This is a genomic window from Sphingopyxis sp. GW821-FHT10B01 (genome assembly GCF_059415685.1).
Genome location: NZ_JBWKNS010000004.1, coordinates 64030 through 90293 on the forward strand (window position 1 = coordinate 64030; position 26264 = coordinate 90293).

Here is a 26264-nt window from a genome sequence, read left to right on the forward strand (position 1 = left end):
TCGATTCGGCCCGGCGCTGCGATTTCGCGCAGCGCCTCGGTCAGCGCGGGGTCGGGCCGGTATTTCAGATGGTGACGACCAGCTTGCCGACCGCGCTGCGGTCGCCGAGCTTGGCGATCGCCTTGCCGCCATCGGCAAGCGCGAAGCTTTCGGTGACCCGCGGCTTGATCTTGCCCTGCTCCCACAGCTGGAACAGCCGCGCGATATTGGCGCGGTTGCGCGCCGGTTCGCGCATCACGAACGCGCCCCAGAACACCCCGGCGACGTCGCAGCTTTTGAGCAGCGTCAGGTTGAGCGGCAGGCGCGGGATGCCGGCGGGGAAGCCGACGACCAGATAACGGCCCTCCCACGCAATCGAACGCAGCGCGGGCTCGGCATAATCGCCGCCGACTGCGTCATAGATCACATTGGCGCCGTTCGGCCCGACCGCCGCCTTGAACTTTTCGGCGAGCGCCTTCGACGCATCCTTGTCGAACGGCTGATAGCCATAGACGACAACCTCGTCGGCGCCGGCCTGGCGTGCGATCTCGGCCTTGGCCTCGCTCGATACGCCCGCGACGACGCGCGCGCCGAATGCCTTGCCCAGCTCGACTGCTGCGATGCCGACTCCGCCCGACGCGCCGAGGACGAGCAATGTGTCGCCTTCCCCGATATGCCCGCGATCGACCAGCGCATGGATGCTGGTGCCATAGGTCATCAGCAACGACGCACCTTCGGCGAAGTCATGCGCTTCGGGCAGGTGATAGACATTATGCACCGAAACCGCGACGGCTTCGGACATTCCGCCGTTGCCGCAGCCTGCGATCACGCGGTCGCCGACCTTGAATTCCGTGACACCTTCGCCAACTTCGGCGACCAGCCCCGCGACTTCGCCGCCCGGCGCGAAGGGACGCTCGGGGCGGAACTGATATTTATCCTCGATGATCAGCACGTCGGGGAAGTTGACCGCGCAGGCCTTCACATCGATCACGATCTGGCCCTTGCCCGCGGCCGGGCGCGGCAGTTCGCCGAGCGTGAGCGTTTCGGGGCCGCCGGTTGCGGTCGACAAGAGAGCCTTCATCATCTTCTCCTCTGATGGTGTTTGGTAAGCCTTATGCTGCCGGGCGCATCCACGGCCGATCTGCGTCGAGCTGTTTTTCGTAGGCCCCAATCGCCGCGTCGCTCTTTTCGGTCAGCGAAATCTCGTCGAGCCCGCCGAGTAGGCACATCTTGCGGAACGGATCGATCTCGAAGGTGAAACGATCCTGGAAGGGCGTCGTGACCGTCTGCGTGTCGAGGTCGACATGCACGGGATCGGTCGCTGCAACCTCCATCAGCCGGTCGATGGCTGCTTGCGGCAGCACAACGGGCAGGATGCCGTTCTTCACCGCATTGCCCGAGAAGATGTCGGAGTAAGAAGGCGCGATGACGACGCGGATGCCAAGGTCGCCGAGTGCCCATGCCGCATGTTCGCGGCTCGACCCGCAACCGAAATTGTCGCCCGCGATCAGGATCGGCGCGCCTTTGAACTCGGCGCTGTCGAACAGATTATCAGGATCGGCGCGCAGGCTTTCGAACGCCCCGCGCCCCATGCCCTCGCGGGTCGTGGTCTTCAACCAGTGCGCGGGAATGATGACGTCGGTGTCGACATTTTTGAGCCCGAACGGAATCGCGCGGCCTTCGACCTTCTCGATCGGGGTCATGCCATCAGCTCCCGCACGTCGGTGAGCTTGCCGGTTACCGCCGCGGCGGCGGCCATCGCGGGGCTGACGAGGTGGGTGCGTGCGCCCGGCCCTTGGCGGCCGACGAAATTGCGGTTGCTCGTCGAGGCGCAACGTTCGCCCGCGGGCACCTTGTCGGGGTTCATCGCGAGGCATGCCGAGCAGCCCGGCTCGCGCCATTCGAGCCCCGCGTCGGTAAAGATGCGGTCGAGCCCTTCGGCCTCGGCCTGCGCCTTCACCAGTCCCGAACCGGGGACGACGATCGCCCATTTGACATTGTCGGCCTTGTGGCGGCCCTTGATGACCGCAGCGGCGGCGCGCAGATCCTCGATCCGGCTGTTGGTGCAGCTGCCGATGAAGATATTCTCGACCGGCACGTCCTGCATCCGCGTGCCGGGCTCGAGCCCCATGTAAGCGAGCGATTTCGCGGCGGCCGCCTGCTTCGACGGGTCGGAAAAGCTTTTCGGATCGGGGACGAGGCCGGTGATCGGCACGACATCCTCGGGGCTGGTGCCCCAGGTGACGCTCGGCGCGATGTCGGCGGCGTCGATGATGACGGTCTTGTCGTAGGTCGCGCCGGGGTCGGTCGCGAGGCTTTTCCAATAAGCGATCGCGGCATCCCAGTCGGCCCCCTTTGGCGCATAGGGACGGCCCTTGAGATAGGCGAAGGTCGTCTCGTCGGGCGCGATCAGTCCGGCGCGTGCGCCGCCCTCGATCGCCATGTTGCTGACCGTCAGGCGGCCCTCGACCGACAAGGCACGGATCGCGCTGCCGGTATATTCGATGACATGGCCGGTTCCGCCTGCAGCGCCGATGACGCCGGTGATATGGAGGATGATATCCTTTGCGCTGACACCGGGGCCGACGTCGCCTTCGACGCGCACTTCCATCGTCTTCGACGGCTGGAGCAGCAGGGTCTGCGTCGCGAGCACATGCTCGACCTCGCTCGTCCCGATGCCAAAGGCGAGCGCGCCGATGCCGCCGTGGCACGCGGTGTGGCTGTCGCCGCACACGATCGTCGTGCCGGGCAGCGAAAAGCCCTGCTCGGGACCGACGACATGGACGATGCCCTGTTCGGGTGCGAAGGCGTCGATATAGCGGATGCCGAACGCTGGCGCGTTGGTTTCGAGCGCCGCGAGCTGCGCCGCGCTTTCAGTGTCGGCGATCGGCAGCTTGTTGCCCGCCGCGTCTTTGCGCGCCGTCGTCGGCAGATTATGGTCGGGGACCGCCAGCGTCAGGTCGGGACGGCGCACCGTGCGGCCGTTCGCGCGAAGCCCGGCGAACGCCTGCGGGCTGGTGACTTCATGGACAAGATGGCGGTCGATGAAGATCAGACAGGTACCATCGGGGCGCTGTTCGACAACATGCGCGTCCCAGATTTTCTCATAGAGGGTGCGGGGCCGGGTCATGCGGTTCACTTAAGCCCGTGCGATAACAATGCAAGCGAGTGGCGATCAAAAACGCAATTTTCGGTCGCGGGCTTCTCGTGCCCTCATTCGTCACCCCGGACTTGATCCGGGATCCATTCCCGCGGCCGATGCCATGGACCCCGGATCAAGTTCGGGGTGACGAATGAGGGGCGGTGGCCTCGCGTGAGGAACCGGCCTATAATGCACCCATGTCGCTCCTCGCCATCATCGCGCTCATTCTCGCCACCGTCGCGGCGATGGAAGGTGTCGCCTGGGCGAGCCACAAATATATCATGCACGGCTTCGGCTGGGCCTGGCATCGCGACCATCATGAGCCGCACGACAAGATTCTGGAAAAGAACGACCTGTTCGCCATTTTCGGTGCGGCGATGAGCATTTCGATGTTCGCGGCGGGTAGTCCGATGATCATGGGTGCCTCGGCTTGGGAGCCGGGAACATGGATCGGGCTGGGCATCCTCCTTTATGGTATCATCTATACGCTGGTGCACGACGGGCTGGTCCACCAGCGCTATTTTCGTTGGGTGCCGCGGCGCGGCTATGCGAAGCGTCTGGTTCAGGCGCACAAGCTCCACCATGCGACGATCGGTAAGGAAGGCGGGGTCAGCTTCGGCTTCGTGTTTGCGCGTGACCCCGCAAAGCTCAAAGCCGAACTCAAGGTGCAGCGCGAGGCAGGGATTGCGGTGGTGCGCGAGGCGCTCGCCGACTAGCCCGTCCGGTAATCGGCCGTAATCACGCCTGCTGCCGACAATTCCGCTTCATGGCTTTCCTCGCGCCAGTTCTCGAGCAGCGCCTGCCGTTCCCATTCGGCCATCGCCGGATGCGCAAGGATGCGGTCGACCCAGGCCTGTCCTGCCCTGACGCTGAGGCCATAGGTGCGGATACGGAAGGCGACCGGGGCAAAAAAGGCGTCGACGGCCGTAAAGCGATCGCCCGCGAGGAAGGGGCCGCCGAACCGCGACAGCCCCTGTTCGAACAATTCGCGAATGCGCTCGACATTGACGCGGAGCGCACCCGACATCGGCTTTGGCGTCACGCGAACGCCGACATTCATCGTGCAATCGTTGCGCAGGGCCGAAAACCCGCTGTGCATTTCCGCCGCCGCGCATTGCGCCCAGGCCCGCGCGTCGGGATCGGTCGGCCATACGCCTTCATGCCGGTCGGCGAGGTAGAGCGTGATGCCGAGCGAATCATAAACCGTCCGTCCTTCGTCGAGCAGTGCGGGCACCTGTCCGGTCGGCGAAAAGCTGCGAAACTCGTCATAGTTGATCGGGTTGGTGAAGGGCTCGATCTGATCCTCGAACGGGATGTCGAGCGCGCGCATCAACACCCAAGGACGCAGCGACCAGCTCGAATAATTGCGATTGGCGGTGATCAGCACATACATGCCTGGCGCTCCTGTGTGACGATGGGGGATGTGTAATCGGGGTCGTGCGCGAAGGGCAGTTCGGTGCCTTCGCGGAGTGCGGCGAGCACGCTGCCGAAATCGCTCGCGGCGCGCCAATTGAAGCGGCGCTCGGCGCGCGACGGATCATAGACGCGGTCGATCGTTTGAGGGAGCACCCAGCCGGCCTCAGCATATAGTTCGGCGGCGTCGGGATAATGGCGCGCGATCACCGCGCGGGCATCGCGGGCGAGTTCTTCGGCGTCCTCGCGCGCGAAAGGCGGTGGGGCGGAAAGGATGAAGGTGTCGCAGCCGATCGCCGGTGCAGCCTCCAGCGCGGCGAGATGTGCGGCGGCGGCGTCCTCGACGGTCAGCCGGCGGTTCAGCAACTCATTGGCCTTGAGATTCTCCCCGCCCGGCGCTTCGTGCGTGTCGTCATCCTCTGGAAAGAAGCGTCCGGTGCGGAGGATCAGCGCCGCAATCCCATGCTCGCGGTGGACCAGCTTGCACGCCTGCTCGGCGGCGAGTTTGGTGATGCCATAAATGTTGCGCGGTTCGATCGGACCGAAATCCTCGTCCATCCACCATGCGCCATTGTCGCCCGCGCCCGCGCGGACATCGGCGCGAATCATCAGCGAGGTGGTGGAGGTGAAGAGGAAACGGTCGTTGCCCGCCGCGACCGCCGCCTCGATCAGGTTCAGCGTGCCCGTGACATTGACGTCGACAAAGGCTTGCCGCGGATAACGGACGATGTCGGGCTTGTGCAGCGCGCCGCCGTGGATGATCGCCTCAATGCCATGCTCGCCCATCGTCCGGTCAACGAGCGCGCGGTCGGCAACGGTACCGATGACCTGCGTATATGCGCCCGGCACGACGTCGAGGCCGGTGACCTCATGTCCATTTTCGGCGAGGAGGGGAGCCAGATAGCGCCCCAGCCAACCCGACGAACCGGTCAGCAGCACGCGCATCGATGATTCTCCTCTCTGTCTTGGATGCGCGCCTCATACACAGTCAGCGGTCCGGGGGACAAGCGTGCCCCGCGCAATCCGAATTCAGGGCGAGGGGTCTGCCCCCTTTGTATCCGCGGCAACCGGATTGGCCCCGGCAGCGGTCCCCGTCTGCGGGGGCAGCTTGCTGAGGTCGAGCCAGCCCGCATCCTCGCGCTTGTGATAGCTGTCGATCGCCGCGAACGGGATGCGGAAGGGAAATCCCCAATCGCTGTTCCACAGGGCCACGACGCCGGTCCGCGTCGATGGTTCGAAAATCATCGTCGCGCGATAGCCCGAGACCGCGCCCGAATGGCCTTCGAGCCGGTGGCCGGCATAGGTAAAGCTTCGCCAGCCCAGGCCATAGCTCGCATCGCTGATGGCCTGACGCAAAGGCCCGCCATAGAGTCGCGCGGTGCCGACACGCGGGCGATGGGCAAGCTGTAACACCGCGGGCGGCAGCACATCGGGACGGTTCCCCATCATCGCCTGCATCCATGTCGCGAAATCGACGATGTCGCTTTCGACGCCCGCGGCCGCGGGAACGCGCCAATAGGCCTCCTTGACCGGGCGGACTTCCTGATTGCGGTGCGGTTTTGCCCAATCTTTGGCGCCGGTCAGCCGTTTCATCCCATAGCCCGCGCTGACCATGCCGAGCGGGCGGAAAAACCGGTCCTCGACCGCATTGGAAAAAGGCTCGTTCGCCGCCCGCGACAATATCTCGCTCGCGGTATCGAAAGCGACATTCTGATAGGTGTGGCAGGTGCCGGGGTCGCATTGCAGCGGTGCGGCGGCAAGGCCCCTGCGCAGCAGCGCGGGGTCCTGCCCTTCCTCCAGCTTTTCGTCATAGGCATTTTTGGTGAGACCCGTGCGCTGGGCCAGCACGTCCTCCAGCGTCACCCGTGCCTCGGCGCCGCCGGGCAGGCGGAGCGTCGCGTGCGAGTCGGCAACCGGACGATTCAGATCGACAGAGCCATCGGTCGCCAGCGCTGCCGCGAGTGCGCCCGTTGCAGTTTTGGAAACCGAGGCCCAGCGGAACAGTGTCTGCGGCGTTACCGGCGCGCCGGTCGATTTGTCGGCGAAGCCATAGGTACGGACGAAACGCAATTCGCCGTCTTCGACCACCGCTACCGCCAGCCCCGCCATCTCTGGCCGCTGCGACAGGTCGGACAATTGCCGGTCGAGCGCGCGATAGTCGATCCGCCCGCGCCATTCGGCGGGCGTGTCGGGAAGGTTCTCAGCGGTCTTGATCGGGATCGGGATGCTCGCAAGGGGGTGCTTCCCGCCCAAGGCGTGAACACCAAACCAGCCCGCCAATCCCAGCGCGGCGATCGCGATCAGAACAAGTAAAACGCGCTGCATGGACCCGTGACTAGAATGCGACCTTATATGTGGCCGTCGTCTTAGCCGCGACTTCCCCGGCCGTCACCCCCGGAGCGCGCTCAGGGCGCAAGATGGCGCCAGGCCTTGAATGTCCCGACGGCATAAGCCGCGCCATAGGCAAGGACGATCAACGAAGACCAGATCGCGAAACTGTCGGTATGTTGCGGACGCCACAGATGGAAAGGCACAAAAATGAGACCACGGAACAGATAGATAGCGGAAATGACGATCAGGCCCGTCCGCAGCAGCGGCAGGCGCGGCAAGCTGCCCGCACCCGAAAAGGCATAGGCCGCCCAGATCAGCAGGATTGTGCCGATCGCGAGGGTGATCAGCGTCGGCCGTAGCTCGCCCCGCGCCGCAGCACGCGCCATGCCTTCGCCGGCGCCGAAAAAACGATACCAGTCGGGACCGCCGAAAATACAGGCGATATGCAGTAGCGCGGCCAGAACCGACAGCCACCCGCCGACAATCAGCCAGGTGGAGCCGGGGTTGGCCGCGACATTATGTAATATAATGCGCCGTCGTTTTCGCGGCGAGTTCCTCGGCCGTCACGCCCGGTGCAAGCTCGATCAGCTTGAACGGGCTGTCATGATCGTCGCGCCGGAACACCGCAAGGTCGGTGATGATCATGTCGACGACATTCTTGCCGGTCAGCGGCAGCGTGCACGCCGGGATGAACTTGGGGCTGCCGTCCTTGGCATTATGTTCCATCACGACGATGATCTTCTTCACGCCGGCGACGAGGTCCATCGCGCCGCCCATGCCCTTGATCATCTTGCCGGGGATCATCCAGTTGGCGATGTCGCCATTCTCGGCAATCTCCATCGCGCCGAGCACGGTAAGGTCGATATGGCCGCCGCGAATCATCGCGAAGCTGTCGGAAGAGGAGAAATAGGCCGACTGCGGCAGTTCGCTGATCGTCTGCTTGCCGGCATTGATCAGGTCAGCATCCTCGTCGCCCTCGAAAGGGAAGGGGCCGATGCCGAGCATGCCATTTTCCGACTGTAGCGTGACCGTCATCCCCTCGGGAATATGGTTCGCGACCAGAGTCGGGATGCCGATGCCCAGATTGACGTAATAGCCGTCCTGCAGTTCCTTTGCGGCGCGCGCCGCCATGTCATCACGCGTCCAGGCCATTATTTCGGCTCCCATTGCTTGTCGGAGGGGAAGGCATCGCCCCAGCCCAGTTTTTCCCACGGGCCGTAGACAGGGTTGGGGAAAAGGAACCAGCCCTTGTCCCAGAGTGCGGTGGCGCCCGCGCCCGTCGCGAGCGCCATGCGGCTTGCGGCGGGAAGCGCCTTGTCATTGAACTGCTGGCTGAAATCACCGAGCTGGTCGCCGCCGAGGATGATCACGCAATATTTCGACGCGATCGTCGCGCGGCGTCCATCCTTGCTCGACCCGCCGGCATCGTCGCCCATCAGGAACAACGTCTCGCCATGCTTGAAATCGCCGAGCCCGGCGGCGCGCAGCGTGTCTTCGCTGCCCTTGGCATTGGCGGCGCTGCGGTTGGTGTTGGCGATCACGGTGATGCCCGCAGCGCGCAGTTTGTTCACCATCTCGACGCTGCCCGGCATCGCGGCCGCCTTACCCGCGCCGGTCTTTTCCCACTGGTCCCAGACCTTGAGATCGAAGCTGGTGCCTTTTTCAGCAAAATGCCGCATCGGGCCAAGGTTCCAGATCAGCGTCTCGTCGGCGTCGAACACCGCGGCGAACGGCTTGTTGCCGCACGGCTCGAAGCGCGGGGCGTCAATGCCCGCGCCAGCGGCCAGGACGACGCTGTCCTTCGGGCGCTGCTTGATGCGCCACACGCCATAGTCGGCGATCCGCGCGTTGACCGCGCGCACGGCCACGGCGGCCTCGGGCGAGCCATAGAGATATTGCAGCGCGACCGGCGGCTTCGCGGCTTCGACCTGCGCAGCAGGCGGCGGCGGGGGAGCGGTCGTTACCTCGGCCGGAGCGCTCGCGCAGCCCGTAAGGAGCAGTGCCGCCGCAACCGGAAGCGCGCGCATCATGCCTCCTCGCGTGGGCGAACCGTGCGGAACTCGATCTTCTTGTCATAGGGCGCACCGACGATCAGGCGCTTCACATAGATGCCCGGCAGGTGGATGCTGTCGGGGTCGAGGCTGCCGACGGGGACGATTTCCTCGACCTCGGCAACGCAGATCTTCGCTGCAGTCGCCATCGGCTGGTTGAAGTTGCGCGCGGTCTTGCGGAAGATCAGGTTGCCGCTCTCGTCGGCCTTCCACCCCTTGATGATCGCGAGGTCGGCAAAGATGCCGCGTTCGAGGATATAATCCTGCCCGTCGAAATTCTTCACTTCCTTGCCCTCGGCGACGAGCGTGCCGACGCCGGTCTTGGTGTAGAAGCCGGGGATGCCCGCGCCGCCCGCGCGGCAGCGTTCGGCGAGCGTGCCCTGCGGGCAGAATTCGACCTCGAGCTCGCCCGCCAGATATTGCCGCTCGAACTCCTTATTCTCGCCGACGTACGACGAGATCATCTTCTTGACCTGCTTCGTGCGAAGCAGTTTGCCGAGTCCTTCGCCATCGATCCCGGCGTTGTTGCTGGCGATCGTCAGATCCTTGGTGCCCGCATCGCGGATCGCGTCGATCAGCCGTTCGGGGATGCCGCAAAGGCCGAAACCGCCTGCGCAAATCTGCATGCCGTCGAACAGCAGGCCTTCGAGGGCGGCGGCGGCGTCGGGATATTGCTTCTTCCCCATGGGACGGCTCTCCTGCAATGGTGTCGCGCGCGACCTTGGCGCATTTGATCCATCAATTCTAATTGTTCGATTTTTGGATTATACATAGACGATGTCTATCAATCGCGTCTCGCTCTATCATCTCGAAACCCTGCTCTGGATCGACCGGCTCGGCACCTTTTCGGCTGCGGCCGAGCGGCTCAACACGACCCAGCCGACGGTGTCGGCGCGGATGCGCGAACTCGAACAGCGCCTCGGCACGGCGCTGTTCCGCCGTGAAGGCCGCGCGATGTCGCTCACCGCGGCGGGGCGCAAGCTGGTGCGCGACTGCGACCCGCTGCTCCGCGACATGCAGGTCGCGTTGCTCGGCAGCGGCGGATATGGCGAGGCGAGCGGGGTGGTGCGCATCGGCGCCGGCGAGATTGCGGCGGCGAGCTGCCTTCCCGCCTTCGTCGCGGGATTGAAGGCCGACATGCCCAATGTCGGGCTCGAGATCGAAATCGACCTCACCGCGAACCTGATCCAGCAGCTGCTCACGGGGCGCACCGACATCGCCTTTGCCGCGGGACCGATCGCGCACCCCGCGCTGAAGACCAGCCCGATCGGCGCGGTCGAACTGGTCTGGCTCGCGAGCCCCGCGGTCGCATCGGCCTTTGCCGGCGGCGAAGCCGCGCTCCCCGTCTGGTCGCTCGCCAGCCATTCGCCGATCCACGGCCGGATGCGCGAGGCGATCGCGGCGTCGCGCATCGCGCAAAAGTCGCTCAACCTCTGCAACAATGCGCGCACGATGATCGACATTGCGAAGGCGGGCGGGGGCATCGGCATCTTCCCGCAGCCGATGGTGCGCAGCGAAGTGGCAAGCGGCGCGCTCGCCCCGATCGACGGCATGCCGGCGCTGACCCCGGTCGAGTTTCAGGTCGCGATGCGTGTGACCGACACCGAGCCAGTGCTGACGCAAATCTTCGAACGCGCGGCGAAGTTGAATCTTGCAGAGGTGGCGGTCTGAGCCGGACAGCGGGTAACGACCGATTGCGGCTGATTCTTATGTGATCCCCGGCGAAGGCCGGGGTCCAGAGCGGTAGAAAGCCAGCGTTACGCTATTGCGCTCTGGGCCCCGGCCTTCGCCGGGGATCACGAGATGAGCTGACGTCAGCTCTCCACGCGGGAGCCTTCATTCAGGGCGTGATCGCAAGGCCCGTCGTCAGGGCAACTCCATCCCCAACACCGCGGACAAGTCGGCGAGCGCCTGCTCGCCGCTCGTCACCTTGATCGCGTGCATGCCCAGCGCTGCCGCCGGTTTGCAGTTGATGCCAAGGTCGTCGAGATAGATGCACTCCTCAGGCTCGACGCCCAGCGCCTCGCACATCATCCGATAAATCCGCGGGTCGGGCTTGCGCACCCCCGCCTTGCTCGACTCGATGACATGGGCGAAGCGCGCCATGATGCCCGCGACCTCGATCGCGGCCTCTTCGCTGCGCGTCATCCCCGCGCCGCGGATGCCCATCTTGCCCCCAGGCACATTGTTCGTGATGCACGCGATGGTGAAGCCGCGCGCCTTCAACGTGTCGAGCGCCGCGACCATCGCCGGACGCACCGCGCCCGCGATGACGGCAAGCACGGCGTCGCCCTCCAGTTCATGCCCCAGCGCGCGTGCCTCTTCGGCGAACCGCGCGTCGAACGCGGCGGCATCGATCTCGGCGCGTTCGAACTTCGCCCAGGCGTTGCCGTCGGGGTTGGCCGCGTTGACGCGGCGTACGAAATCGCGCGGCAGGCCGCGTTCGTCCTCAAGGCGATTGAAGGCTTCGAACGGCGACGCCGTGATGACGCCGCCGAAGTCGAAAATAACCGTGGTGTAAGTCATGGGAGAGATGTGAACCTTATTTCTTGGCTGGGCTGGCGACGCGGATGCCCGACCAGCTTGCATCGTCGATGGTGAGGTCGAGCCGGTCGGGCGAACGCACCGTATCGAGCAGGAAGACCGAGGGACCGCTTGCGGCGAGGATAGCGTCCATCGCCTTTTCGAGCGGGATGGTCACGGTCGGGATGCGCGCATAGCCCGATTTGATCTCGACCTTGTTGGGCCCGACGCGCGTAACAATAATCGTGACACCATCTTTCGAGGAGCCGCGTGCATCGGAGATGACGTCGCCCTTGTAAGTGCCCGCGACGCGATCAGCGAGGTCGGGCTTGCGTGCGGGTGCGGCTTTGGGTGTTTCGGCGAGCGCCATTCCCGCCGGAAGCAGGAGCGCGAGCGAAGTAGCGAAAACGAGGGTGCGAAGCATGGTTTGTCCTTTCCGGCGGCGATGAAAGGGACTGCTCCTTACGACCCTCATGGAACGATCACGATCCCTTTCGCGGGGTCGGCCTGTCCCGAGAGCATCTCCCGATAGGCGGCGAGCGCCGCGTCGCCGCCGCTGCGCTTATCGACCGATGCCAGCCGCGGCGCAACGTCCATAAACGCCAGCCACGCCTCGGCGATCTTCTGCCCGAAGGCCGCGCCGCCCCAGTCGGCGATGCGCTTCTGGCTGCGGCCCGGTGCGAAAAAGCCCTGACGCTCGGGGCCGGGCAATCCCTCGACGTCGGCCTGCGCGTCCCAGTGCGACTTGCCGACGACGATCGAGGCCTGCAGCTGGTTGCCGAAATGGCTGTGCACGGTCCGCGTCACCGCGCCATTGCCCGCCATATCGACCAGCGCGGCCGGGGTTGTCGCGTTCAGCGTCATGATCTGGTCATAGCTGACGACGCGGTCGTAAATGCCCTGCGCGGCGAGCGCATCGACATTGGCCGCGCTGGTGAGGCCGATCGTTTCGGGTCGCACCGCGCGCTGTTTGAGCGCGAAGCCCAGGCCGATCGCGGTCTTGCTCGATGCGCTCGCGATCAGGATCTGCTGAACGCCATAATCGCCCTCATCCTCGAACTGGTCGGCGATCAGCCAGCCGGTCAGGAAGAGCGGACGGAACACCGGCCAATAATCGTGGTCGGCGGCGCGATAACCCTCCAGCGCCTCGATCCGCTGATAATTATTATAGATGGGGGGCAGGGTGGTGCGGCGCGGCGTCACGTCGGTGAAACCGCCCGGACCGGCCTTGCCGACGGTCAGCACCGCCTCGCTCGCCATCGGATAATAGCCATAGAAGCGGTCGCCAACCGCGACGCCATCGGCAGCGCTTTCGGTCACGGTCGCAAAGCCCCAGACCGGCAGGCGGCCCGGCGTTTCGCGCTCGGCGAAGAAATCCCAATAGCCCTGGTCGTTGCCGAACAGCCCGGCGGGCTTGCCAAACACCGCGTAAGTGATGTTGTTGGCGGTCATCGCATAGCTGTCGAGATGGACCCGCACTTGCCCCGGCGCAAGCGGCGTATCGGCGTCCTCGACCAATCGGGCTTGCGTTATATCGTCGCGATCGATGTCGATCGCCCAGCTGTTTGCGCTCATTCCGGACCCCTCCGATTGTCTTGCCCGCGGCCGCGGGATGACCGATAGTCATACAGATGACGAAGCCCCTGACAATCGCAGTCAAACGCATTCACGAACCGGCTGGCTCCGGCGATGGCGCGCGTTTCCTCGTCGACCGGCTGTGGCCGCGCGGCGTGTCGAAGGAGAAGGCGGCGCTCGCTGCGTGGCTCAAGCCGCTGTCGCCCAGCGATGGCCTGCGCAAACGCTATCATGGCGAAACCGCCGATTCGGACGCGGCGTGGGACGCGTTCCGGCTCGACTATTTCGCCGAACTCGACGCGAATAGCGAAGAGGTGAGGGCGGCGCTGTTCACGCTCGATGCTGCGGCAAAGGCGGGGCCGGTGACCTTGCTCTACGCCGCGAAGAGCGAGGAACGGAACAATGCCGTCGCACTCCGCGAATGGCTGGAGCGCTGCTAGCCGACCGTTGTCCCGAGCAGCGACCCGATCGCGATCGTCGCCGCCATTGCCATCGCACCCCAGAAGGTCACCCGCACGACCGGACGCAGCATCGGCGCGTTGCCCGCCCGCGCCCCGAGCGCACCCAGGATTGCGAGAAATACCAATGACGCCGACGAAACCGTCAGCGGCAACGAATCTCCCGGATCGACGAACACCGTCGCGAGTGGCAATGCCGCACCGAGAGCAAAACTTGCAGCCGAAGCGGCGGCTGCCTGCACCGGCCGCGCCGCCATCGCGTCGGTCATGCCCAGCTCGTCGCGCAAATGGGTGTCGAGCGCATTATGTTCGGTCAGCTGCACCGCGACCTGCTCGGCAAGCGCGCGACCCAGCCCGCGCTCCTGATAGATGAGCGTCAGCTCCTCGAGTTCGAACTCGGGGTCGGCCGCAAGGTGGCGCTTCTCCAGCTCGATGTCGGATTTTTCGGCGTCGCCTTGCGAGCTTACCGACACATATTCGCCCGCCGCCATCGACATCGCGCCCGCAACCAGCCCTGCGGCCCCGGTGACGAGGATCGACGATTGGCTCGCTCCCGCCGCCGCGACGCCCGCGATCAGGCTCGCGGTCGAGACGATCCCGTCGTTTGCGCCAAGGATCGCGGCGCGCAGCCAGCCGATCCGGGTGACGGCGTGATCTTCGCGGTGCATGGATTCCCCTCAATATTGCCGGTCATTAATATTGCAGCTGCAATCCCGGCCGCGGCCAGCGCGTCTTTACCAGACGTCCCGTACCTGACAGCGTCAGATAGGCATCCTGCCCGTCGGGTCCGCCGAAGGCAATATTGGTGGTGAAAATATCGTCGGTTGCAACGAATTCGACCAGTTCGCCCGTCGGCGAAACGACGCTGATCCCGCACTCGCCGATCGTCGCGACGCAGATATTGCCGTTCGCCTCCATCGCAAGGCTGTCGAAGAATTTATAACCCGCCGGGCGATAGAGCGGGATGCCCGGACCGCCGGGTCCTGCGGCGTCGTCGACCTTGCCGGGAGCGATGATGTTGAACTTCATCAGGCGGCATGTGTAGGTTTCGGCGGCGTAGAGCGTGTTGCCGTCGGGCGAGATGCCGACGCCGTTCGGATTGTTCGAAGGAAAGATCACTTCCTCGATAAAGCTGCCGTCGGCCTTGGCATAAAAGATCCCGACGATATCGTGGCAGCGCTTGGCATAATCGATCTTGCCATGGTCGGTGAACCAGAAGCCGCCGTGCGCGTCGAACATGATGTCGTTCGGGCCGCGCAAGATCACGCCATGATCGCCCGTTTTGTAGAGAATCTCCACTTCGCCGGTCTCGATATCGATGCGCTCGATCCGCCCGCCCGAATAATCTTCGGCGATGCCGTGCGGCGCGAGATAGCCGTTCGATTCGACATAGTTGAACCCGCCGTTGTTGCAGCAATAGAGCTTGCCATCGGGGCCGATCGCGAGGCCGTTGGGGCCGCCGCCGGGGGTTGCGACGACCTCTTTCTTCCCGCCGGGCCAGCAGCGGGTGATCCGGCTTGCCTCGATCTCGACGACAATGACGCTGCCATCGTCCATCACCACGGGGGCTTCGGGAAAACGCAATCCGTCGGCGATCAGTTCAAACTCGGCCATCCTCGTCTCCCTTGCGTGCGCGCACTTGCTGTGCTTTGCGGCCATCATGCCCGTTCGCACGCTCTTCGCCACCAATTTTTACGAGGCCGACATCGGCACACCCGACCTGCTCGAAGAGCTGGAGGAAAGCAGCCGCCTGTTTGCCGAGGAGGATGGTGCGGGCCGGCGCTGGAGCCGCGACCATGGTTATAAGGGCTATACCAGCTACGCGAGCCTCGGCGACCTGCCCGAACGCGATCCCGCGTTCCACGACCTGAAGCGCCTGCTCGACAAGGAGGTCAAGGTCTTCGCCAAGGCGTGCCATTTCGATCTCGCCAAGCCGCTCAAGCTCGACAGCCTGTGGGTCAATGTCATGAAGCCCGGCGGCACGCATAGCGGCCATATCCACCCGCACAGCATCGTCTCGGGCACTTTCTATGTCACCGTCCCGCCCGGATCGGGGGCGCTCAAGCTCGAAGATCCGCGGCTCGCGATGTTGATGGCGGCACCGGGTCGCACCGACGATGCGCCCGAGCATCTGCTGCCCTTCATCTATGCCGAACCCGCCGCTGGCCGTGTTTTTCTGTGGGAAAGCTGGTTGCGCCACGAAGTGATGCCGCATTCGGGCAAGGGTGAGCGCATCAGCATCAGCTTTAACTATCGCTGAGCGATCCTATATCACCGCCATCCCCCAACTCCTTGGCAAAGGACCATCCATGACCGCGACCTACGACGCCGACCTCCAGCTCTTCATCAACGGCGCATGGCGGAGCGGCGAAGGGCGCGAGGCGCGGCCGGTCTATAACCCCGCGACCGCCGGTACGATCGCAGAGCTACCGGTTGCAACCGCTGCCGATCTCGACGAGGCGCTCGCTGCCGCCGACCGCGGCTGGCCGGTGTGGCGCGCCAAGACTGCCGACGAACGCGCGGCGCTGATGCACAAGGCAGCCGGAATCATCCGCGAGCGCGTCGAGCATATCGCGACGCTGCTGACGCTCGAACAGGGCAAACCGATCGCCGAGGCGCGCGGCGAAGTGCTGTCGGCGGCGGGGCTGTTCGACTATTTCGCGGAGCAAGGAAAGCGCATCGAAGGCCGCGTGCTCCAGCGTCCCGCGGGCCAGCGCGCGATGGTCACCAAACATCCGGTCGGCCCCGTCGCGGGTTTCAGTCCGTGGAACTTCCCGGTCAATCTGATGGTCAAGAAGATCGCGCCCGCGCTCGCCGCGGGCTGCGTCGTGATCGCCAAGGCGCCCGAAGAAACCCCTGGGTGCACCAGCGCGATCATGCGCTGCATCGTCGACGCCGGCATTCCCGGCGATGCCGTCCAGCTCGTCTATGGCGACCCTGACATGATCAGCCGGCATTTGCTGGCGAGCCCGGTGATCCGCAAGGTCAGCTTCACCGGATCGACCGCGGTCGGCAAACATCTGATGAAGCTCGCCGCCGACGGCGTGAAGCGGATCACGATGGAGCTTGGCGGTCACGCACCGGTGCTGATCTTTGACGATTGCGACCTCGAGGCCACGCTCGACAAGGTCGTGTGGCAGAAGTTCCGCAACGCCGGGCAGGTCTGCATCTCGCCGACGCGCTTCTATGTGCAGCAGGGCATCTACGACGCCTTTGTGAAGGGCTTTGCTGAGCGCACCGCGAAGGTGAAGATCGGCAGCGGGCTCGACGCCGATACGCAGATGGGGCCGCTCGCCAATGCCCGCCGCGCGCCCGCGCTCGAAGCGCTGGTCGCCGATGCGAAGGCGAAGGGCGCGCGCGTCATCGCCGGCGGCGAGGCGACCGGCGACGGTTATTTCTTTCAGCCCACCGCAATTGCCGACGTGCCGATCGAGGCCGATGCGATGAACAATGAACCGTTCGGCCCGATGGCACTGATTCGCCCGTTCGGTACCGAGGAAGAGGCATTGGAGCAGGCGAACCGGCTGCCCTATGGCCTCGCGGCCTTTGCCTTCACCGAGAATGGCCGCCGCATCAACCGCATCGTCGATACCATCGAAAGCGGGATGGTCGGCGTCAACAGCTTCGTCATCTCGACGCTCGACACCCCGTTTGGCGGGATCAAGGAATCGGGCTTCGGCAGCGAAAGCGGGCCCGAGGGGCTGGACGGCTATCTGGTGACGAAGGCGGTTCACATCTATTGAACTGCCTCCCAATCCGTTCGTGCTGAGCTTGTCGAAGCACTGTTCTTCTCTTTGACGCCGTCAGAAGAAAGAACAGCCCTTCGACAAGCTCAGGGCGAACGGGTCTGGATAGCTCAATCGCGCTCCAGCGCCACGAAATCGCGTGCCATCGGCGCCAGATGCGCACCGCCGTCGACAAAGATCGTCTGCCCGGTGACGGCTTCGGCGCGGGCAAGATACACGACGGCGTCGGCAATCTGTGCCGGCGTCGGCAGCGCTCCCAGCGGCATAAGCTTCGCCAACTTCGCGACCTGCGCCGCCGAATAATCCTCGGTCGCCATCGTCAGCCCTGGCGCAACGGCATTGACGCGCGCGCGGTTCCCGAACGCGACCGCCAGCGTCGCGGTCGACTGCCACAGCGCCGATTTGGACAGGCTGTACGCGATCTGGTCGGGCACCGGATGGAGGACACGCTGATCGACAATGTTGACGATCGCCGGCCGCTGTCCTTCGCTCGCCGCAACCAGCGCCTTGGCGAGCATCACCGGGGCATGGTGGTTCACTTGCATCATCTCGGTGAGCGCGGTGGCCGAAAGATCGGCCCACTCGCCCTCCGCAAACAGCGCCGCATTGTTGACGAGCAAGTCGGGCGCGCGGCCGAATTTCCCGATCACTGCAGGGATCAGGCCATCGACTGCGGCCGGATCGGCAAGGTCGGCGGCGAAACGATGAGTCGTCGCGCCCGTTTCGGCGAGTGCTTCGGCCAGCACCCGATCGGCCTCGCCCGGACTGCGTTTGTGGAGTGCCAGCGCATAGCCTTCGCGCACCAGCCGCGCCGAAATAGCCGCGCCGACGCGGTGCAGCCCGCCCGTCACAAGAGCGAGCTTCTGCGTCATTTCCGGGCACCCAAACGACTTCGGCGCATCGTGATGCCGATTTCTTCGCCTTCCTCGGCGATCGCGAGCTTGACGATTTTGACCTCGATCTCGTGGATCTTCTCGTCCTGCAGGAACAAAGTATCGATGATATGGTCGGCGACGCTCTCGATCAGCACGAAATGGACATCCTTCGGGATACCCTCGGTCGCCGCGAATTTCAGGTGCATGTAATTTTTGGATGCGCTGAGTGGCGTCACTGGATCATAATGATCGGCCATCGCCAGCTTCGCACGCACCGAGATGCGCAGCGGCTGCGGCAGATGGGTTTCTTCGGAATAAATGCCGGTCAGCACCTGGACGGTCAGCCCGTCCACTTCCAGCCACAAACTATCGGTCACAAGATCATCCTGTCGAACGGGCGAGACATTCGGCTTTGCAATACCGGCGCCGGACCCTAAAGCGCCGCCGCATTAGCGAAAGGGTGCGCGTTGGTCGAGTTACTTCCATTGTCGAATATCGAGCCGCAGGCCGTCGAGGATCTCCTCGACGCTGCTTTCGGGTCGGATCGCTTTGGACGAACCGCCTATCGCATCCGTAAAGGCGTGGATGCGGTGCCTGCGCTGAGCTTTGCCCTCGTCGAGAACGGGCTACTGATCGGCACGATCCAGTGCTGGCCGGTCGCGCATCGCGGCGCGGCGGGCACGCAGACGCCGCTCGTGATGGTCGGCCCGGTCGCGGTGCGCCCCGATGCCCAGCGCGGCGGTCACGGCCGTGCGCTGATGGCGCATATGCTCGAAGCGGCCGAAACCAAGGCGGACAGCGCGCTGATGATGATCGGCGATCCCGAATATTATGGCCGGTTCTTCGGCTTTGATGCCGATGCGACCGGCGCGTGGGACTTGCCCGGACCGTTCGAGGCGCGCCGCCTGCTCGCGCGGGCGGTGAACGGGCACAGCTTGCCGACGGACGCGGGGATGATCGGCCCGCGCTAGGCGGCTCCCCAGAAAAAGCTGTCCTACATTATCCGGGCCGCATAGCTTTGCTGGATGGCCTCTGATTTCCGCCTCCTACTGCGATTTGCGAGTGAAGTTGCGCAGTTTTCTGCCATTCCTTGTCCCGTGGCGGATGCCTTCTACCGTCATCCCGGACTTGATCCGGGGTCCCGCTTGGCGACGGTGGGAAGCGGGACCCCGGATCAAGTCCGGGGTGACGAAAAATCATGGGTAAAGCGAATCGTGCGTGAAGTTGCGCAGTTTTCTGCGGCTTTCGGAAATATGGCCTTGCCCCTTCGCTGCCATTCGCCATCCCCCCTTCGTCATCCCGGACTTGATCCGGGATCCATGCGGTGTGGCCCCCGTCGGCGACCGCCCGAAATGCAAATCGCGAGTGAAGTTGCGCAGTTTTCCGATACTCCCGCCACGCCTGCCTCCGCCATCGCGCCTTTACTTGAGCACCCACCTTCCTATGTCAGGGGAATGGTCACTCCCGCACCTTCGCTTCCCAAAGACTTCTCGCAGCTCTCGCTGGCCGAGGCGGCCGAACTGCTCGCGGCGCATAAACTGCCGCCGGTCGAACAATGGCACCCCGAGCGGACCGGCGACAGCGCGATGCAAATCCACGCCGACGGAAGCTGGTTTCACGAGGGCGGGCGGATCAACCGGCCCGCGATGGTCAAGCTGTTCTCGACGATCCTGCGCCGCGAACCCGACGGCAGCCATGTCTTGGTTACCCCGGCCGAGAAGCTGGCGATCGCCGTCGAGGACACGCCGTTCCGCGCGGTCGAGATGAAGAGCGAAGGCGAGGGGGCGGCGCGCAAGCTCGTCTTTCGCCTCGATACCGACGATCTCGTCATGGCGGGCCCCGGCCATCCACTTGTCTTTGGCGGCGACGCCGACCATCCCGACCCGCGGCTGCATGTGCGCGGCGCGATCGGCAACGGGCTCGAAGCGCGGATCGACCGCGCGCTCTATTACGAGATGGTCGAGATGGCCCTCGCCGATGCCGGCGATCCGCCCGCGATCTGGTCGAACGGTGCGCGCTTCCCGCTGGTGGACGCCTGATGCTGTCCGAAAAGCTGCGCATAGCGCTCGATAATCTACTCCCCGACGCGGGCGAGGACGAGGCGTATCTGGGCACGCCGACGCTGCGCGATGCAGCGGTGCTGATCGCCTTCACCGACCGCGCCGACCCCGGGGTCATCCTGACCCAGCGCCCGCAATGGCTGCGCAGCCATGCGGGGCAGGTCGCCTTTCCGGGCGGCAAGATCGACCCGGGTGACCGCGACGCGATCGACGCGGCGCTGCGCGAGGCGGAGGAGGAAATCGGGCTCGATCGCCGCGACGTGATGGTTGCCGGCGCAACCGAACCCTATCGGTCGGGCAGCGGCTATATCATCACCCCGGTGCTCGGCGTAATCGCGCCCGACCTGCCGCTCGATCCCAATCCCGACGAGGTCGAGGACTGGTTCGAAGTGCCGCTCGATATCTTGTTCAATCCCGACAATTATGCGCGTCATCACGCGAATTTTCAGGGGCACGATCGCCACTATTATGACATGGACTGGCAAGGACGGCGGATTTGGGGCGTGACGGCGGGCATCATCATCAATCTGGCGCGGCGGATGCCGGCGGGCTGGCACCGGTGACGCGGTTGCCCGAAGCCGAATGGCGGACAAGGCCGGGGCTGCACCGGATCGTCGCTGCCTTGTCTGCCGATGGCGGCGCGGTAAAGATCGTCGGCGGGGCGGTGCGCGACACGCTGCTCGGCCTGCCCGTCACCGATATCGATCTGGCGACGCCTTTGCTGCCGCAGGATGTAACGGCGCGGCTGGCGGCGGCCGATATCAAGGTAATCCCGACGGGAATCGCCCATGGCACCGTCACCGCGATCGCGAGCGGCGATCATCACGAAATCACGACGCTGCGCCACGATGTCGAGACCGATGGACGCCGTGCGACCATCGCTTTCGCCAGCGACTGGCGCGACGATGCGGCGCGGCGCGACTTTACGATCAACGCGCTTTACGCCGACCCCGATACCGGTGCGGTCGACGACTGGTTCGGCGGTCTCGCCGATCTGGCGGTCGGGCGCGTCGCCTTTATCGGCGAGGCCGCGACGCGCATCGCCGAGGACCATCTGCGGATCCTGCGCTTCTACCGCTTTGCTGCGCGGTTTGGCCATGGTGACCTCGATGCGACAAGTCACGCCGCGGTCGTGGCCGCGCGACACTCGCTCAAAAGCCTGTCGCGCGAACGCATTGCAGACGAGCTGCTCAAGATTCTGTCGTTGCCCGATCCGCGCGCGATCGTCGGGCAAATGGCGGCCGATGGCATTTTCGAGGTGCTGCTGCCCGAGCTGGATCCGGACTTTGCGGTCGCGCTCGACCGATTGGTGGCCAACGAGGACGTGGCGGCGGTGGCCGTCGCGCCGCTGCGCCGCCTCGCGGCCCTGCTTCCCGCAGACGCCGCGGTCGCCGAACAGGTCGCGAGCCGGCTTCGCCTTTCGACGCGGCAGCGCAAACATCTGGCAGCGCTGGGTGGAAGCCGGACCGATATCGAAAAGCCGGTGCGCCAGCTTGCCCATCGGATCGGTATCGAGGCCGCGCGCGACGTCCATTTGCTTGCGGCCAACGCGGCGGCTGCAACGGCCGTCGTGGAAGCCTTATCGGATTGGGTAGTCCCGGATCTGCCGCTCAAGGGCGGTGACATCGTCGCGCGCGGGATCGCGGTGGGGCCGGAGGTCGCGCGCATCCTGAAAGCGGTCGAGGCCGAGTGGGTAGCGGAGGGTTTTCCGGATGCCGCGCGCGTTGCGCAGCTCGTCGATCAGAAGATCGGCCGCACCAGCGACTGACGCCAGAAATCGAGCGCGGCTTTGCTGTCCAACGGCCGCGCAAACAGGAAACCCTGCCCGAAATCGCATCCCAGCGCCGATAGCAGCCGTGCCTGATCGGCGGTTTCGACACCTTCTGCCGTTGTCTTCATCCCCAGGACTTCGGCCAGGCTCTGGATCGTGCGGACGATCGCAACCTTGTCGCGGTCATCGACCATATGTTCGACAAAGCTGCGATCGATCTTGAGTACGTCGATCGGCAGGCGCTGCAGATAGGCGAGGTTCGAATAGCCGGTGCCGAAATCGTCCATAGCGACGCGCGCATCGAGGGCCTTCAGCTCGCTGAGCACCGATAAGGCGAGATCGGGATCGCCGATGATCGCGCTTTCGGTGAGTTCGATCATCAGCCGTTCGCCGCCGATTTTATGCGTTTCGAGCGCTTGGCGCACGACCGCCGCGACATCGTCGCGGATCAGCTGGATGGCCGAGACATTGACCGAGAAATAGCAGTCGACAATCGCGCCATGCTGGCTGTCCCATTCGGCAAGCATCGCAGCGGCCTTGCCGATTGCCCATTGGCCAAGCGGGACGATCAGTCCCGAATCTTCGGCGATCGGGATGAATTCGGTTGGTGAAATCGAATGACCGTTGCTGTTGTCCCAACGCGCCAGCGCTTCGAACCCTGCGACCCGGCCGCTCGACAGTTCGATCAGCGGCTGAAAGGCAAGGTGCAGCCTGTCTTCCTCGATCGCGTTGCGCAGTTCGGTTTCCATGCCAAAGCGATTGTCGGACAGCATGGCCGCTTCGGGTTCGTAGATTTCGATGCGGTCGGTCTGCTTTGCGCGCTTGAGTGCGATCTGCGCATGCCGGATCTGATCGGCGACATCGGTGTCAGCCGCAGGCTGAATCGCGCAGCCAAGCGCGCAGTCGACGCTGACCTTCAATTCGCCGATGCGAAACGGATGGTCGAAGCAGCCCCGGATGCGCCGCGCCATTTCGCGTACATCGGCGCGGCCGCCCGCGACGCGCGACGAGATAGCGAATTCGTCGCCGCCGGTACGGGCCAATATGTCGCCACTACGCAGGCTTGATTTCAGCCGCCGCGCGACAGTGATGATCAGCTCGTCTCCTGCCATCGGGCCGATATGCTCGTTGATCCGGGAAAAGCGCGCGAGGTCGAGCAGTAGGATCGCATGATCGGCCGCGATGCCGTCGCCATGGGGGCGCTGTTCGACCAGTTCCTCGAACCCGGCGCGGTTGGGAAGACCGGTCAGGCTGTCCGAGACGAGTTCGCGGCGCAGGTTCCGCTCGGTCATCATCTCCTGTGTCCGGTCGATCAGCGTCAGCAGGAACAGCCCGTCGTCCCCCGATTCGGTGGGCAAGGGGCCGATCGATCCGCGCAGATCGCGTGCGCTGACTCCTTCGCCGAGCTGACACGAAAATTCCTGCGAGTCGTCGGGATGTTGCGACGCGCGCTCGATCGCGCGCAGCAATTCAATTGGTGCATCGACGCCCGTGGGCGACAGCTTCAGCCGGTCGAACGCTGTGTTGCTGGCGTGGAGCCGAAAATTGCCGCGCGCCATCGGTCTGATCAGCGCGGCCGGAACAGGCAATGCGTCGATCCAGCCGACAAACAACAAGGGCCGGTCTTCACCGGTTCTATCGATAGGCATAACAGAAGGTTTTATGCGACCTTTCCCCATTGCCCCATGCCTAGGTTACGGGAAGTAAAGAAGCTATTTACGGCTACATGGATTTACGTTCAGCCGAAGCGATTGTTCCTGGGAAAACCCGTTGGCGGCATTCTGCCCGCCGCACCGCGTGCGACGCGCCAAGGGGCGAGGTCGGTTTCGGTGCGTGTGCGGCCGGTGTCGCCGCCCATCGCCCAGCTTAGTCCGTCGGCAAAGGCGAAGCTGACCGCGTCGGACAGCCCGCCATCGCGGTAGCGTTGCAGCATCACGCCCTGGCCGCGCGCCATCACCGGCACTTCGGCAATCGGAAAGACGACGAGTTTGCGGTTCTCGCCGACCACCGCAACGCTGTCGTCGGACGCGACGATTGCGCGGACGATGGCGAGCGATGCCTTGGGCTTCAGATTGACGACGTTGCGGCCTTTGCGCGTTTCGGCGATCACCTCGGCCATCTGCGCGACGAAGCCGTGGCCGCTGGTCGAGGCGAGCAGCAGTCGTCCTTCGGGGGTCGCCGGGATCATCGCAACGATCCGCGCTTCGGGATCGATGTCGACCATCAGGCGCAGCGGCTCGCCAAAGCCGCGTCCGCCGGGCAATTTGTCGGCGCCGATGGTAAAGAAGCGGCCGTCGCTTGCCGCGATCAGCAGCTTGTCGGTCGTCTGCGCATGCGCCGCGAACAACAGCTCGTCGCCTTCCTTGAACTTGAATTCGGCCCACTGGTCGGCGGCGACGTGGCCGCGCTGGGCGCGAATCCACCCGCGCTTCGACAGGATCACCGTCACCGGTTCCTTCTCGATCATCGCGTCGAGCGGAATATCGCGCGCCGGCGCGGCCTCGGCGATCGTCGTGCGCCGTGCGCCGAGCAAGGTCTCCAAGCCATAGACGCTACGCAGTTTTTCCAGATCCTTGCGCAGCCGCGTCTTCTGCCGCGCCGGGCTTTCGACCAGTTTGACGAGTTCCTCGCGCTCGGCGGTCAGGTCGGCCTGCTCGCGCTTCAGCTCCATTTCCTCGAGCTTGCGCAAGGATCGCAGGCGCATGTTGAGGATCGCCTCGGCCTGGCGGTCGGTCAGGATGAATTCTTCGATCATCACCGGTTTCGGCTCGTCCTCGGTGCGGATGATCTCGATGATCCGGTCGAGGTTGAGGAAGGCGATGATGTAACCCGCGACCAGCTCCAACCGGTCGTCGATCTTCGCGATGCGGTGCTGCGCGCGGCGCACGAGCACGACGATCTGGTGCTGCAGCCATTCGGTGAGCAGCTGGTGCAGCCCCATCACCTTGGGTGTGCGCGTCGCATCGAGGACGTTGAGGTTCAGCGCGAAGCGGTTCTCGAGGTCGGTCAGCCGGTACAGGCTTTCCTTGAGGATGTCGGGGTCGACGTTGCGGCTCTTGGGTTCGATGACAATGCGCAGGTCCTCGGCGCTTTCGTCGCGGACATCCTCGAGGATCGGGAGTTTCTTGTCGGCGATCAGCTGCGCGATCTGCTCGATCAGCTTGCCCTTGGCGACGCCATAGGGGATTTCGCTGATGACGAGTTGCCAGGTGCCGCCGGACTGCTTCTCGATCCCGCTCTCTTCCCAGTCGCCGCTTTCCAGCCTTCCGGTCGAAAAGCGTGCGCGGAGGCGGAAGCCGCCACGGCCGGTTTCATAAGCGTGGGCGATCGTTTCGGGGCTGTCGACGACGATGCCGCCCGTCGCAAAATCAGGCCCTTTGACATGCTCGAGCAGGTCCGACAGCTCCGCCTGCGGATTCTCGATCAGCACCAGCGCCGCGCCGATCACCTCGGCGGCGTTATGCGACGGGATGTTCGTCGCCATGCCGACCGCGATCCCGCTCGCGCCGTTGGCGAGCAGGTTCGGGAACAGGCCCGGCATGATCTCGGGCTCTTCATCCTCGCCATTATAGGTCGGACGGAAATCGACCGTGCCTTCGTCGAGGCCCTGCATCAGGTCGACGGCAACGCGCGTCAGCCGCGCTTCGGTATAACGATAGGCTGCGGCGTTATCGCCGTCGATGTTGCCGAAATTGCCCTGGCCGTCGACGAGCGGGTAGCGGAGCGAGAAATCCTGCGCGAGGCGGACCATCGCGTCATAGACCGCGACGTCGCCATGCGGGTGGAATTTACCGATCACGTCGCCGACGACGCGCGCCGATTTCTTGTAACCCTGCGACGGATCGAGCCGCATCGCGCGCATCGCCCACAGCAGACGGCGATGCACTGGCTTCAGTCCGTCGCGGAGATCGGGGAGCGACCGCGCGGTGATCGTCGACAGGGCATAGACGAGATAGCGTTCGGACAGCGCGCTGCCGAACGGGGTGTCGGTCATGCCGGCGACGGGTTCTGGATTGTCGGGATCGTCTGTGGTGCTGGCCATTGTCGGGAGCCGATAGCAAGGCTCGCGCGCCAAGGCAAAGGCCAAGCTTCGTCGTGCCGCCGCGCCGGGTCGCGAGATGGTGCGACGCGGTCATATTCGGCCTTAAAGCGACAAAAGATTCGTACGCACGCGCCGAAACTGTCTCCTTTGTCGCTTTAGTGCGGCCGGACGGGCGTGTCTCTTCAGGGGGTGGGGTGGACAAATCAAAGAGCGAAATCGAAGGCTGCCACAGCGCGATTATGTAGGAAAGGCCCGATTACGGGAGCGATGCTCTACCGCTTCCCGTCGTATCGCGCCT

The 26264-nt window shown here is 64.6% G+C and carries 28 protein-coding genes; 9 read left to right on the forward strand and 19 right to left on the reverse strand.

Features of this window, described 5'->3' with window-relative positions:
* Positions 1-64: 64 nt before the first annotated feature.
* From AC07NV_RS12945 to leuC, 3 genes are read right to left on the reverse strand one after another with little or no spacing between them, the layout of a single operon-like run.
* Positions 65-1060, reverse strand: a complete 996-nt coding sequence (locus tag AC07NV_RS12945; protein ID WP_495167268.1) for an NADPH:quinone oxidoreductase family protein — start codon at positions 1058-1060, stop codon at positions 65-67.
* A 31-nt stretch (positions 1061-1091) separates the two neighbouring features.
* The gene (leuD, locus tag AC07NV_RS12950) at positions 1092-1682 is read right to left on the reverse strand and encodes a 3-isopropylmalate dehydratase small subunit (protein WP_495166778.1); all 591 of its coding nucleotides are present in this window, start codon (positions 1680-1682) and stop codon (positions 1092-1094) included.
* Entirely contained in the window at positions 1679-3109 is a 1431-nt protein-coding gene (leuC, locus tag AC07NV_RS12955) for a 3-isopropylmalate dehydratase large subunit (RefSeq protein WP_495166779.1), read from the reverse strand. Before leuC ends, leuD begins: the two co-directional genes overlap by 4 nt.
* Positions 3110-3318: 209 nt before the next feature.
* Here leuC and AC07NV_RS12960 point away from each other — a divergent pair, with 209 nt between their 5' ends.
* Complete coding sequence (locus AC07NV_RS12960) at positions 3319-3837, forward strand: sterol desaturase family protein (protein WP_495167269.1); 519 nt, start codon at positions 3319-3321, stop codon at positions 3835-3837.
* Here AC07NV_RS12960 and AC07NV_RS12965 read toward each other — a convergent pair.
* The 7 genes from AC07NV_RS12965 to AC07NV_RS12995 all read right to left on the reverse strand — a co-directional run bounded on the left by AC07NV_RS12965 (position 3834) and on the right by AC07NV_RS12995 (position 9602).
* Complete coding sequence (locus tag AC07NV_RS12965; RefSeq protein WP_495166780.1) at positions 3834-4514, reverse strand: glutathione S-transferase N-terminal domain-containing protein; 681 nt, start codon at positions 4512-4514, stop codon at positions 3834-3836. The two genes, AC07NV_RS12960 and AC07NV_RS12965, sit on opposite strands and share 4 nt — an antisense overlap.
* Positions 4502-5479: an NAD-dependent epimerase/dehydratase family protein gene (locus tag AC07NV_RS12970; protein ID WP_495166781.1), complete on the reverse strand. Its 978-nt coding sequence runs from the start codon at positions 5477-5479 to the stop codon at positions 4502-4504. Before AC07NV_RS12970 ends, AC07NV_RS12965 begins: the two co-directional genes overlap by 13 nt.
* An 84-nt stretch (positions 5480-5563) precedes the next feature.
* Positions 5564-6859 (reverse strand): serine hydrolase domain-containing protein, encoded by a 1296-nt coding sequence (locus tag AC07NV_RS12975; RefSeq protein WP_495166782.1) that lies wholly within the window; start codon positions 6857-6859, stop codon positions 5564-5566.
* A gap of 80 nt (positions 6860-6939) precedes the next feature.
* Positions 6940-7251, reverse strand: coding sequence for a hypothetical protein (locus AC07NV_RS12980; RefSeq protein ID WP_495166783.1), 312 nt, complete (start codon positions 7249-7251; stop codon positions 6940-6942).
* A 130-nt stretch (positions 7252-7381) separates the two neighbouring features.
* A complete protein-coding gene (locus AC07NV_RS12985; protein WP_495166784.1) occupies positions 7382-8017 on the reverse strand; it encodes a CoA transferase subunit B in 636 nt (211 codons plus the stop codon).
* Complete coding sequence (locus AC07NV_RS12990) at positions 8017-8895, reverse strand: HAD family acid phosphatase (protein ID WP_495166785.1); 879 nt, start codon at positions 8893-8895, stop codon at positions 8017-8019. Before AC07NV_RS12990 ends, AC07NV_RS12985 begins: the two co-directional genes overlap by 1 nt.
* Complete coding sequence (locus tag AC07NV_RS12995; RefSeq protein WP_495166786.1) at positions 8892-9602, reverse strand: CoA transferase subunit A; 711 nt, start codon at positions 9600-9602, stop codon at positions 8892-8894. The genes AC07NV_RS12990 and AC07NV_RS12995 overlap by 4 nt, the downstream gene beginning before the upstream one ends.
* 91 nt (positions 9603-9693) lie before the next feature.
* Between AC07NV_RS12995 and AC07NV_RS13000 the strand changes: the two genes are divergently transcribed.
* Positions 9694-10587 carry a LysR family transcriptional regulator gene (locus AC07NV_RS13000; RefSeq protein WP_495166787.1) on the forward strand — a complete coding sequence of 298 codons (894 nt, stop codon included), beginning with the start codon at positions 9694-9696 and terminating at the stop codon, positions 10585-10587.
* Positions 10588-10782: 195 nt separating this feature from the next.
* On the opposite strand, the gene AC07NV_RS13005 is transcribed toward AC07NV_RS13000, so the two are convergent.
* The 3 genes from AC07NV_RS13005 to AC07NV_RS13015 are packed head-to-tail and all read right to left on the reverse strand — an operon-like array spanning position 10783 to position 13014.
* Positions 10783-11442: an HAD-IA family hydrolase gene (locus AC07NV_RS13005; protein WP_495166788.1), complete on the reverse strand. Its 660-nt coding sequence runs from the start codon at positions 11440-11442 to the stop codon at positions 10783-10785.
* 16 nt (positions 11443-11458) lie between these two features.
* On the reverse strand, positions 11459-11863 hold the full coding sequence (locus AC07NV_RS13010; protein WP_495166789.1) for a hypothetical protein: 405 nt from the start codon (positions 11861-11863) through the stop codon (positions 11459-11461).
* A gap of 47 nt (positions 11864-11910) precedes the next feature.
* Positions 11911-13014: a DUF2855 family protein gene (locus AC07NV_RS13015; protein ID WP_495166790.1), complete on the reverse strand. Its 1104-nt coding sequence runs from the start codon at positions 13012-13014 to the stop codon at positions 11911-11913.
* Between the two features lie 56 nt (positions 13015-13070).
* On the opposite strand from AC07NV_RS13015, the gene AC07NV_RS13020 reads away from it, so the two are divergent.
* Positions 13071-13454 (forward strand): DUF488 domain-containing protein, encoded by a 384-nt coding sequence (locus AC07NV_RS13020; RefSeq protein ID WP_495166791.1) that lies wholly within the window; start codon positions 13071-13073, stop codon positions 13452-13454.
* On the opposite strand, the gene AC07NV_RS13025 is transcribed toward AC07NV_RS13020, so the two are convergent.
* A complete protein-coding gene (locus tag AC07NV_RS13025) occupies positions 13451-14140 on the reverse strand; it encodes a VIT1/CCC1 transporter family protein (protein WP_495166792.1) in 690 nt (229 codons plus the stop codon). The genes AC07NV_RS13020 and AC07NV_RS13025 overlap by 4 nt on opposite strands.
* A gap of 25 nt (positions 14141-14165) precedes the next feature.
* Positions 14166-15086, reverse strand: coding sequence for an SMP-30/gluconolactonase/LRE family protein (locus AC07NV_RS13030; RefSeq protein ID WP_495166793.1), 921 nt, complete (start codon positions 15084-15086; stop codon positions 14166-14168).
* A gap of 46 nt (positions 15087-15132) precedes the next feature.
* Here AC07NV_RS13030 and AC07NV_RS13035 point away from each other — a divergent pair, with 46 nt between their 5' ends.
* Positions 15133-15732, forward strand: a complete 600-nt coding sequence (locus AC07NV_RS13035) for a TIGR02466 family protein (RefSeq protein ID WP_495166794.1) — start codon at positions 15133-15135, stop codon at positions 15730-15732.
* 49 nt (positions 15733-15781) lie between these two features.
* Complete coding sequence (locus AC07NV_RS13040) at positions 15782-17215, forward strand: NAD-dependent succinate-semialdehyde dehydrogenase (RefSeq protein WP_495166795.1); 1434 nt, start codon at positions 15782-15784, stop codon at positions 17213-17215.
* Between the two features lie 113 nt (positions 17216-17328).
* Here the strand turns inward: AC07NV_RS13040 and AC07NV_RS13045 are convergent, their stop codons facing one another.
* Positions 17329-18090, reverse strand: a complete 762-nt coding sequence (locus AC07NV_RS13045; protein ID WP_495166796.1) for an SDR family oxidoreductase — start codon at positions 18088-18090, stop codon at positions 17329-17331.
* Entirely contained in the window at positions 18087-18470 is a 384-nt protein-coding gene (locus AC07NV_RS13050) for a dihydroneopterin aldolase (protein ID WP_495166797.1), read from the reverse strand. Before AC07NV_RS13050 ends, AC07NV_RS13045 begins: the two co-directional genes overlap by 4 nt.
* A gap of 90 nt (positions 18471-18560) precedes the next feature.
* On the opposite strand from AC07NV_RS13050, the gene AC07NV_RS13055 reads away from it, so the two are divergent.
* The 4 genes from AC07NV_RS13055 to AC07NV_RS13070 all read left to right on the forward strand — a co-directional run bounded on the left by AC07NV_RS13055 (position 18561) and on the right by AC07NV_RS13070 (position 21921).
* Positions 18561-19064 carry a GNAT family N-acetyltransferase gene (locus AC07NV_RS13055; RefSeq protein WP_495166798.1) on the forward strand — a complete coding sequence of 168 codons (504 nt, stop codon included), beginning with the start codon at positions 18561-18563 and terminating at the stop codon, positions 19062-19064.
* Positions 19065-19547: 483 nt separating this feature from the next.
* Positions 19548-20132: a DUF1285 domain-containing protein gene (locus AC07NV_RS13060; RefSeq protein ID WP_495166799.1), complete on the forward strand. Its 585-nt coding sequence runs from the start codon at positions 19548-19550 to the stop codon at positions 20130-20132.
* Positions 20132-20716: a CoA pyrophosphatase gene (locus tag AC07NV_RS13065; protein WP_495166800.1), complete on the forward strand. Its 585-nt coding sequence runs from the start codon at positions 20132-20134 to the stop codon at positions 20714-20716. The genes AC07NV_RS13060 and AC07NV_RS13065 overlap by 1 nt, the downstream gene beginning before the upstream one ends.
* Entirely contained in the window at positions 20713-21921 is a 1209-nt protein-coding gene (locus AC07NV_RS13070; RefSeq protein ID WP_495167270.1) for a CCA tRNA nucleotidyltransferase, read from the forward strand. The genes AC07NV_RS13065 and AC07NV_RS13070 overlap by 4 nt, the downstream gene beginning before the upstream one ends.
* On the opposite strand, the gene AC07NV_RS13075 is transcribed toward AC07NV_RS13070, so the two are convergent.
* Both AC07NV_RS13075 and parC read right to left on the reverse strand, forming a co-directional pair.
* The gene (locus AC07NV_RS13075) at positions 21894-23573 is read right to left on the reverse strand and encodes a putative bifunctional diguanylate cyclase/phosphodiesterase (protein WP_495166801.1); all 1680 of its coding nucleotides are present in this window, start codon (positions 23571-23573) and stop codon (positions 21894-21896) included. The two genes, AC07NV_RS13070 and AC07NV_RS13075, sit on opposite strands and share 28 nt — an antisense overlap.
* Before the next feature lie 89 nt (positions 23574-23662).
* Complete coding sequence (gene parC, locus AC07NV_RS13080; RefSeq protein WP_495166802.1) at positions 23663-25966, reverse strand: DNA topoisomerase IV subunit A; 2304 nt, start codon at positions 25964-25966, stop codon at positions 23663-23665.
* Positions 25967-26264: the final 298 nt, after the last annotated feature.

Excerpts from the sequence above, each read along its gene's own strand:
- AC07NV_RS12945 (WP_495167268.1), bottom strand. The coding sequence starts at position 1,060 with ATGAAGGCTCTCTTGTCGACCGCAACCGGCGGCCCCGAAACGCTCACG.
- leuD (WP_495166778.1), bottom strand. The coding sequence starts at position 1,682 with ATGACCCCGATCGAGAAGGTCGAAGGCCGCGCGATTCCGTTCGGGCTC.
- leuC (WP_495166779.1), bottom strand. The coding sequence starts at position 3,109 with ATGACCCGGCCCCGCACCCTCTATGAGAAAATCTGGGACGCGCATGTT.
- AC07NV_RS12960 (WP_495167269.1), top strand. The coding sequence starts at position 3,319 with ATGTCGCTCCTCGCCATCATCGCGCTCATTCTCGCCACCGTCGCGGCG.
- AC07NV_RS12965 (WP_495166780.1), bottom strand. The coding sequence starts at position 4,514 with ATGTATGTGCTGATCACCGCCAATCGCAATTATTCGAGCTGGTCGCTG.
- AC07NV_RS12970 (WP_495166781.1), bottom strand. The coding sequence starts at position 5,479 with ATGCGCGTGCTGCTGACCGGTTCGTCGGGTTGGCTGGGGCGCTATCTG.
- AC07NV_RS12975 (WP_495166782.1), bottom strand. The coding sequence starts at position 6,859 with ATGCAGCGCGTTTTACTTGTTCTGATCGCGATCGCCGCGCTGGGATTG.
- AC07NV_RS12980 (WP_495166783.1), bottom strand. The coding sequence starts at position 7,251 with ATGGCGCGTGCTGCGGCGCGGGGCGAGCTACGGCCGACGCTGATCACC.
- AC07NV_RS12985 (WP_495166784.1), bottom strand. The coding sequence starts at position 8,017 with ATGGCCTGGACGCGTGATGACATGGCGGCGCGCGCCGCAAAGGAACTG.
- AC07NV_RS12990 (WP_495166785.1), bottom strand. The coding sequence starts at position 8,895 with ATGATGCGCGCGCTTCCGGTTGCGGCGGCACTGCTCCTTACGGGCTGC.
- AC07NV_RS12995 (WP_495166786.1), bottom strand. The coding sequence starts at position 9,602 with ATGGGGAAGAAGCAATATCCCGACGCCGCCGCCGCCCTCGAAGGCCTG.
- AC07NV_RS13000 (WP_495166787.1), top strand. The coding sequence starts at position 9,694 with ATGTCTATCAATCGCGTCTCGCTCTATCATCTCGAAACCCTGCTCTGG.
- AC07NV_RS13005 (WP_495166788.1), bottom strand. The coding sequence starts at position 11,442 with ATGACTTACACCACGGTTATTTTCGACTTCGGCGGCGTCATCACGGCG.
- AC07NV_RS13010 (WP_495166789.1), bottom strand. The coding sequence starts at position 11,863 with ATGCTTCGCACCCTCGTTTTCGCTACTTCGCTCGCGCTCCTGCTTCCG.
- AC07NV_RS13015 (WP_495166790.1), bottom strand. The coding sequence starts at position 13,014 with ATGAGCGCAAACAGCTGGGCGATCGACATCGATCGCGACGATATAACG.
- AC07NV_RS13020 (WP_495166791.1), top strand. The coding sequence starts at position 13,071 with ATGACGAAGCCCCTGACAATCGCAGTCAAACGCATTCACGAACCGGCT.
- AC07NV_RS13025 (WP_495166792.1), bottom strand. The coding sequence starts at position 14,140 with ATGCACCGCGAAGATCACGCCGTCACCCGGATCGGCTGGCTGCGCGCC.
- AC07NV_RS13030 (WP_495166793.1), bottom strand. The coding sequence starts at position 15,086 with ATGGCCGAGTTTGAACTGATCGCCGACGGATTGCGTTTTCCCGAAGCC.
- AC07NV_RS13035 (WP_495166794.1), top strand. The coding sequence starts at position 15,133 with ATGCCCGTTCGCACGCTCTTCGCCACCAATTTTTACGAGGCCGACATC.
- AC07NV_RS13040 (WP_495166795.1), top strand. The coding sequence starts at position 15,782 with ATGACCGCGACCTACGACGCCGACCTCCAGCTCTTCATCAACGGCGCA.
- AC07NV_RS13045 (WP_495166796.1), bottom strand. The coding sequence starts at position 18,090 with ATGACGCAGAAGCTCGCTCTTGTGACGGGCGGGCTGCACCGCGTCGGC.
- AC07NV_RS13060 (WP_495166799.1), top strand. The coding sequence starts at position 19,548 with ATGGTCACTCCCGCACCTTCGCTTCCCAAAGACTTCTCGCAGCTCTCG.
- AC07NV_RS13065 (WP_495166800.1), top strand. The coding sequence starts at position 20,132 with ATGCTGTCCGAAAAGCTGCGCATAGCGCTCGATAATCTACTCCCCGAC.
- AC07NV_RS13075 (WP_495166801.1), bottom strand. The coding sequence starts at position 23,573 with ATGCCTATCGATAGAACCGGTGAAGACCGGCCCTTGTTGTTTGTCGGC.
- parC (WP_495166802.1), bottom strand. The coding sequence starts at position 25,966 with ATGGCCAGCACCACAGACGATCCCGACAATCCAGAACCCGTCGCCGGC.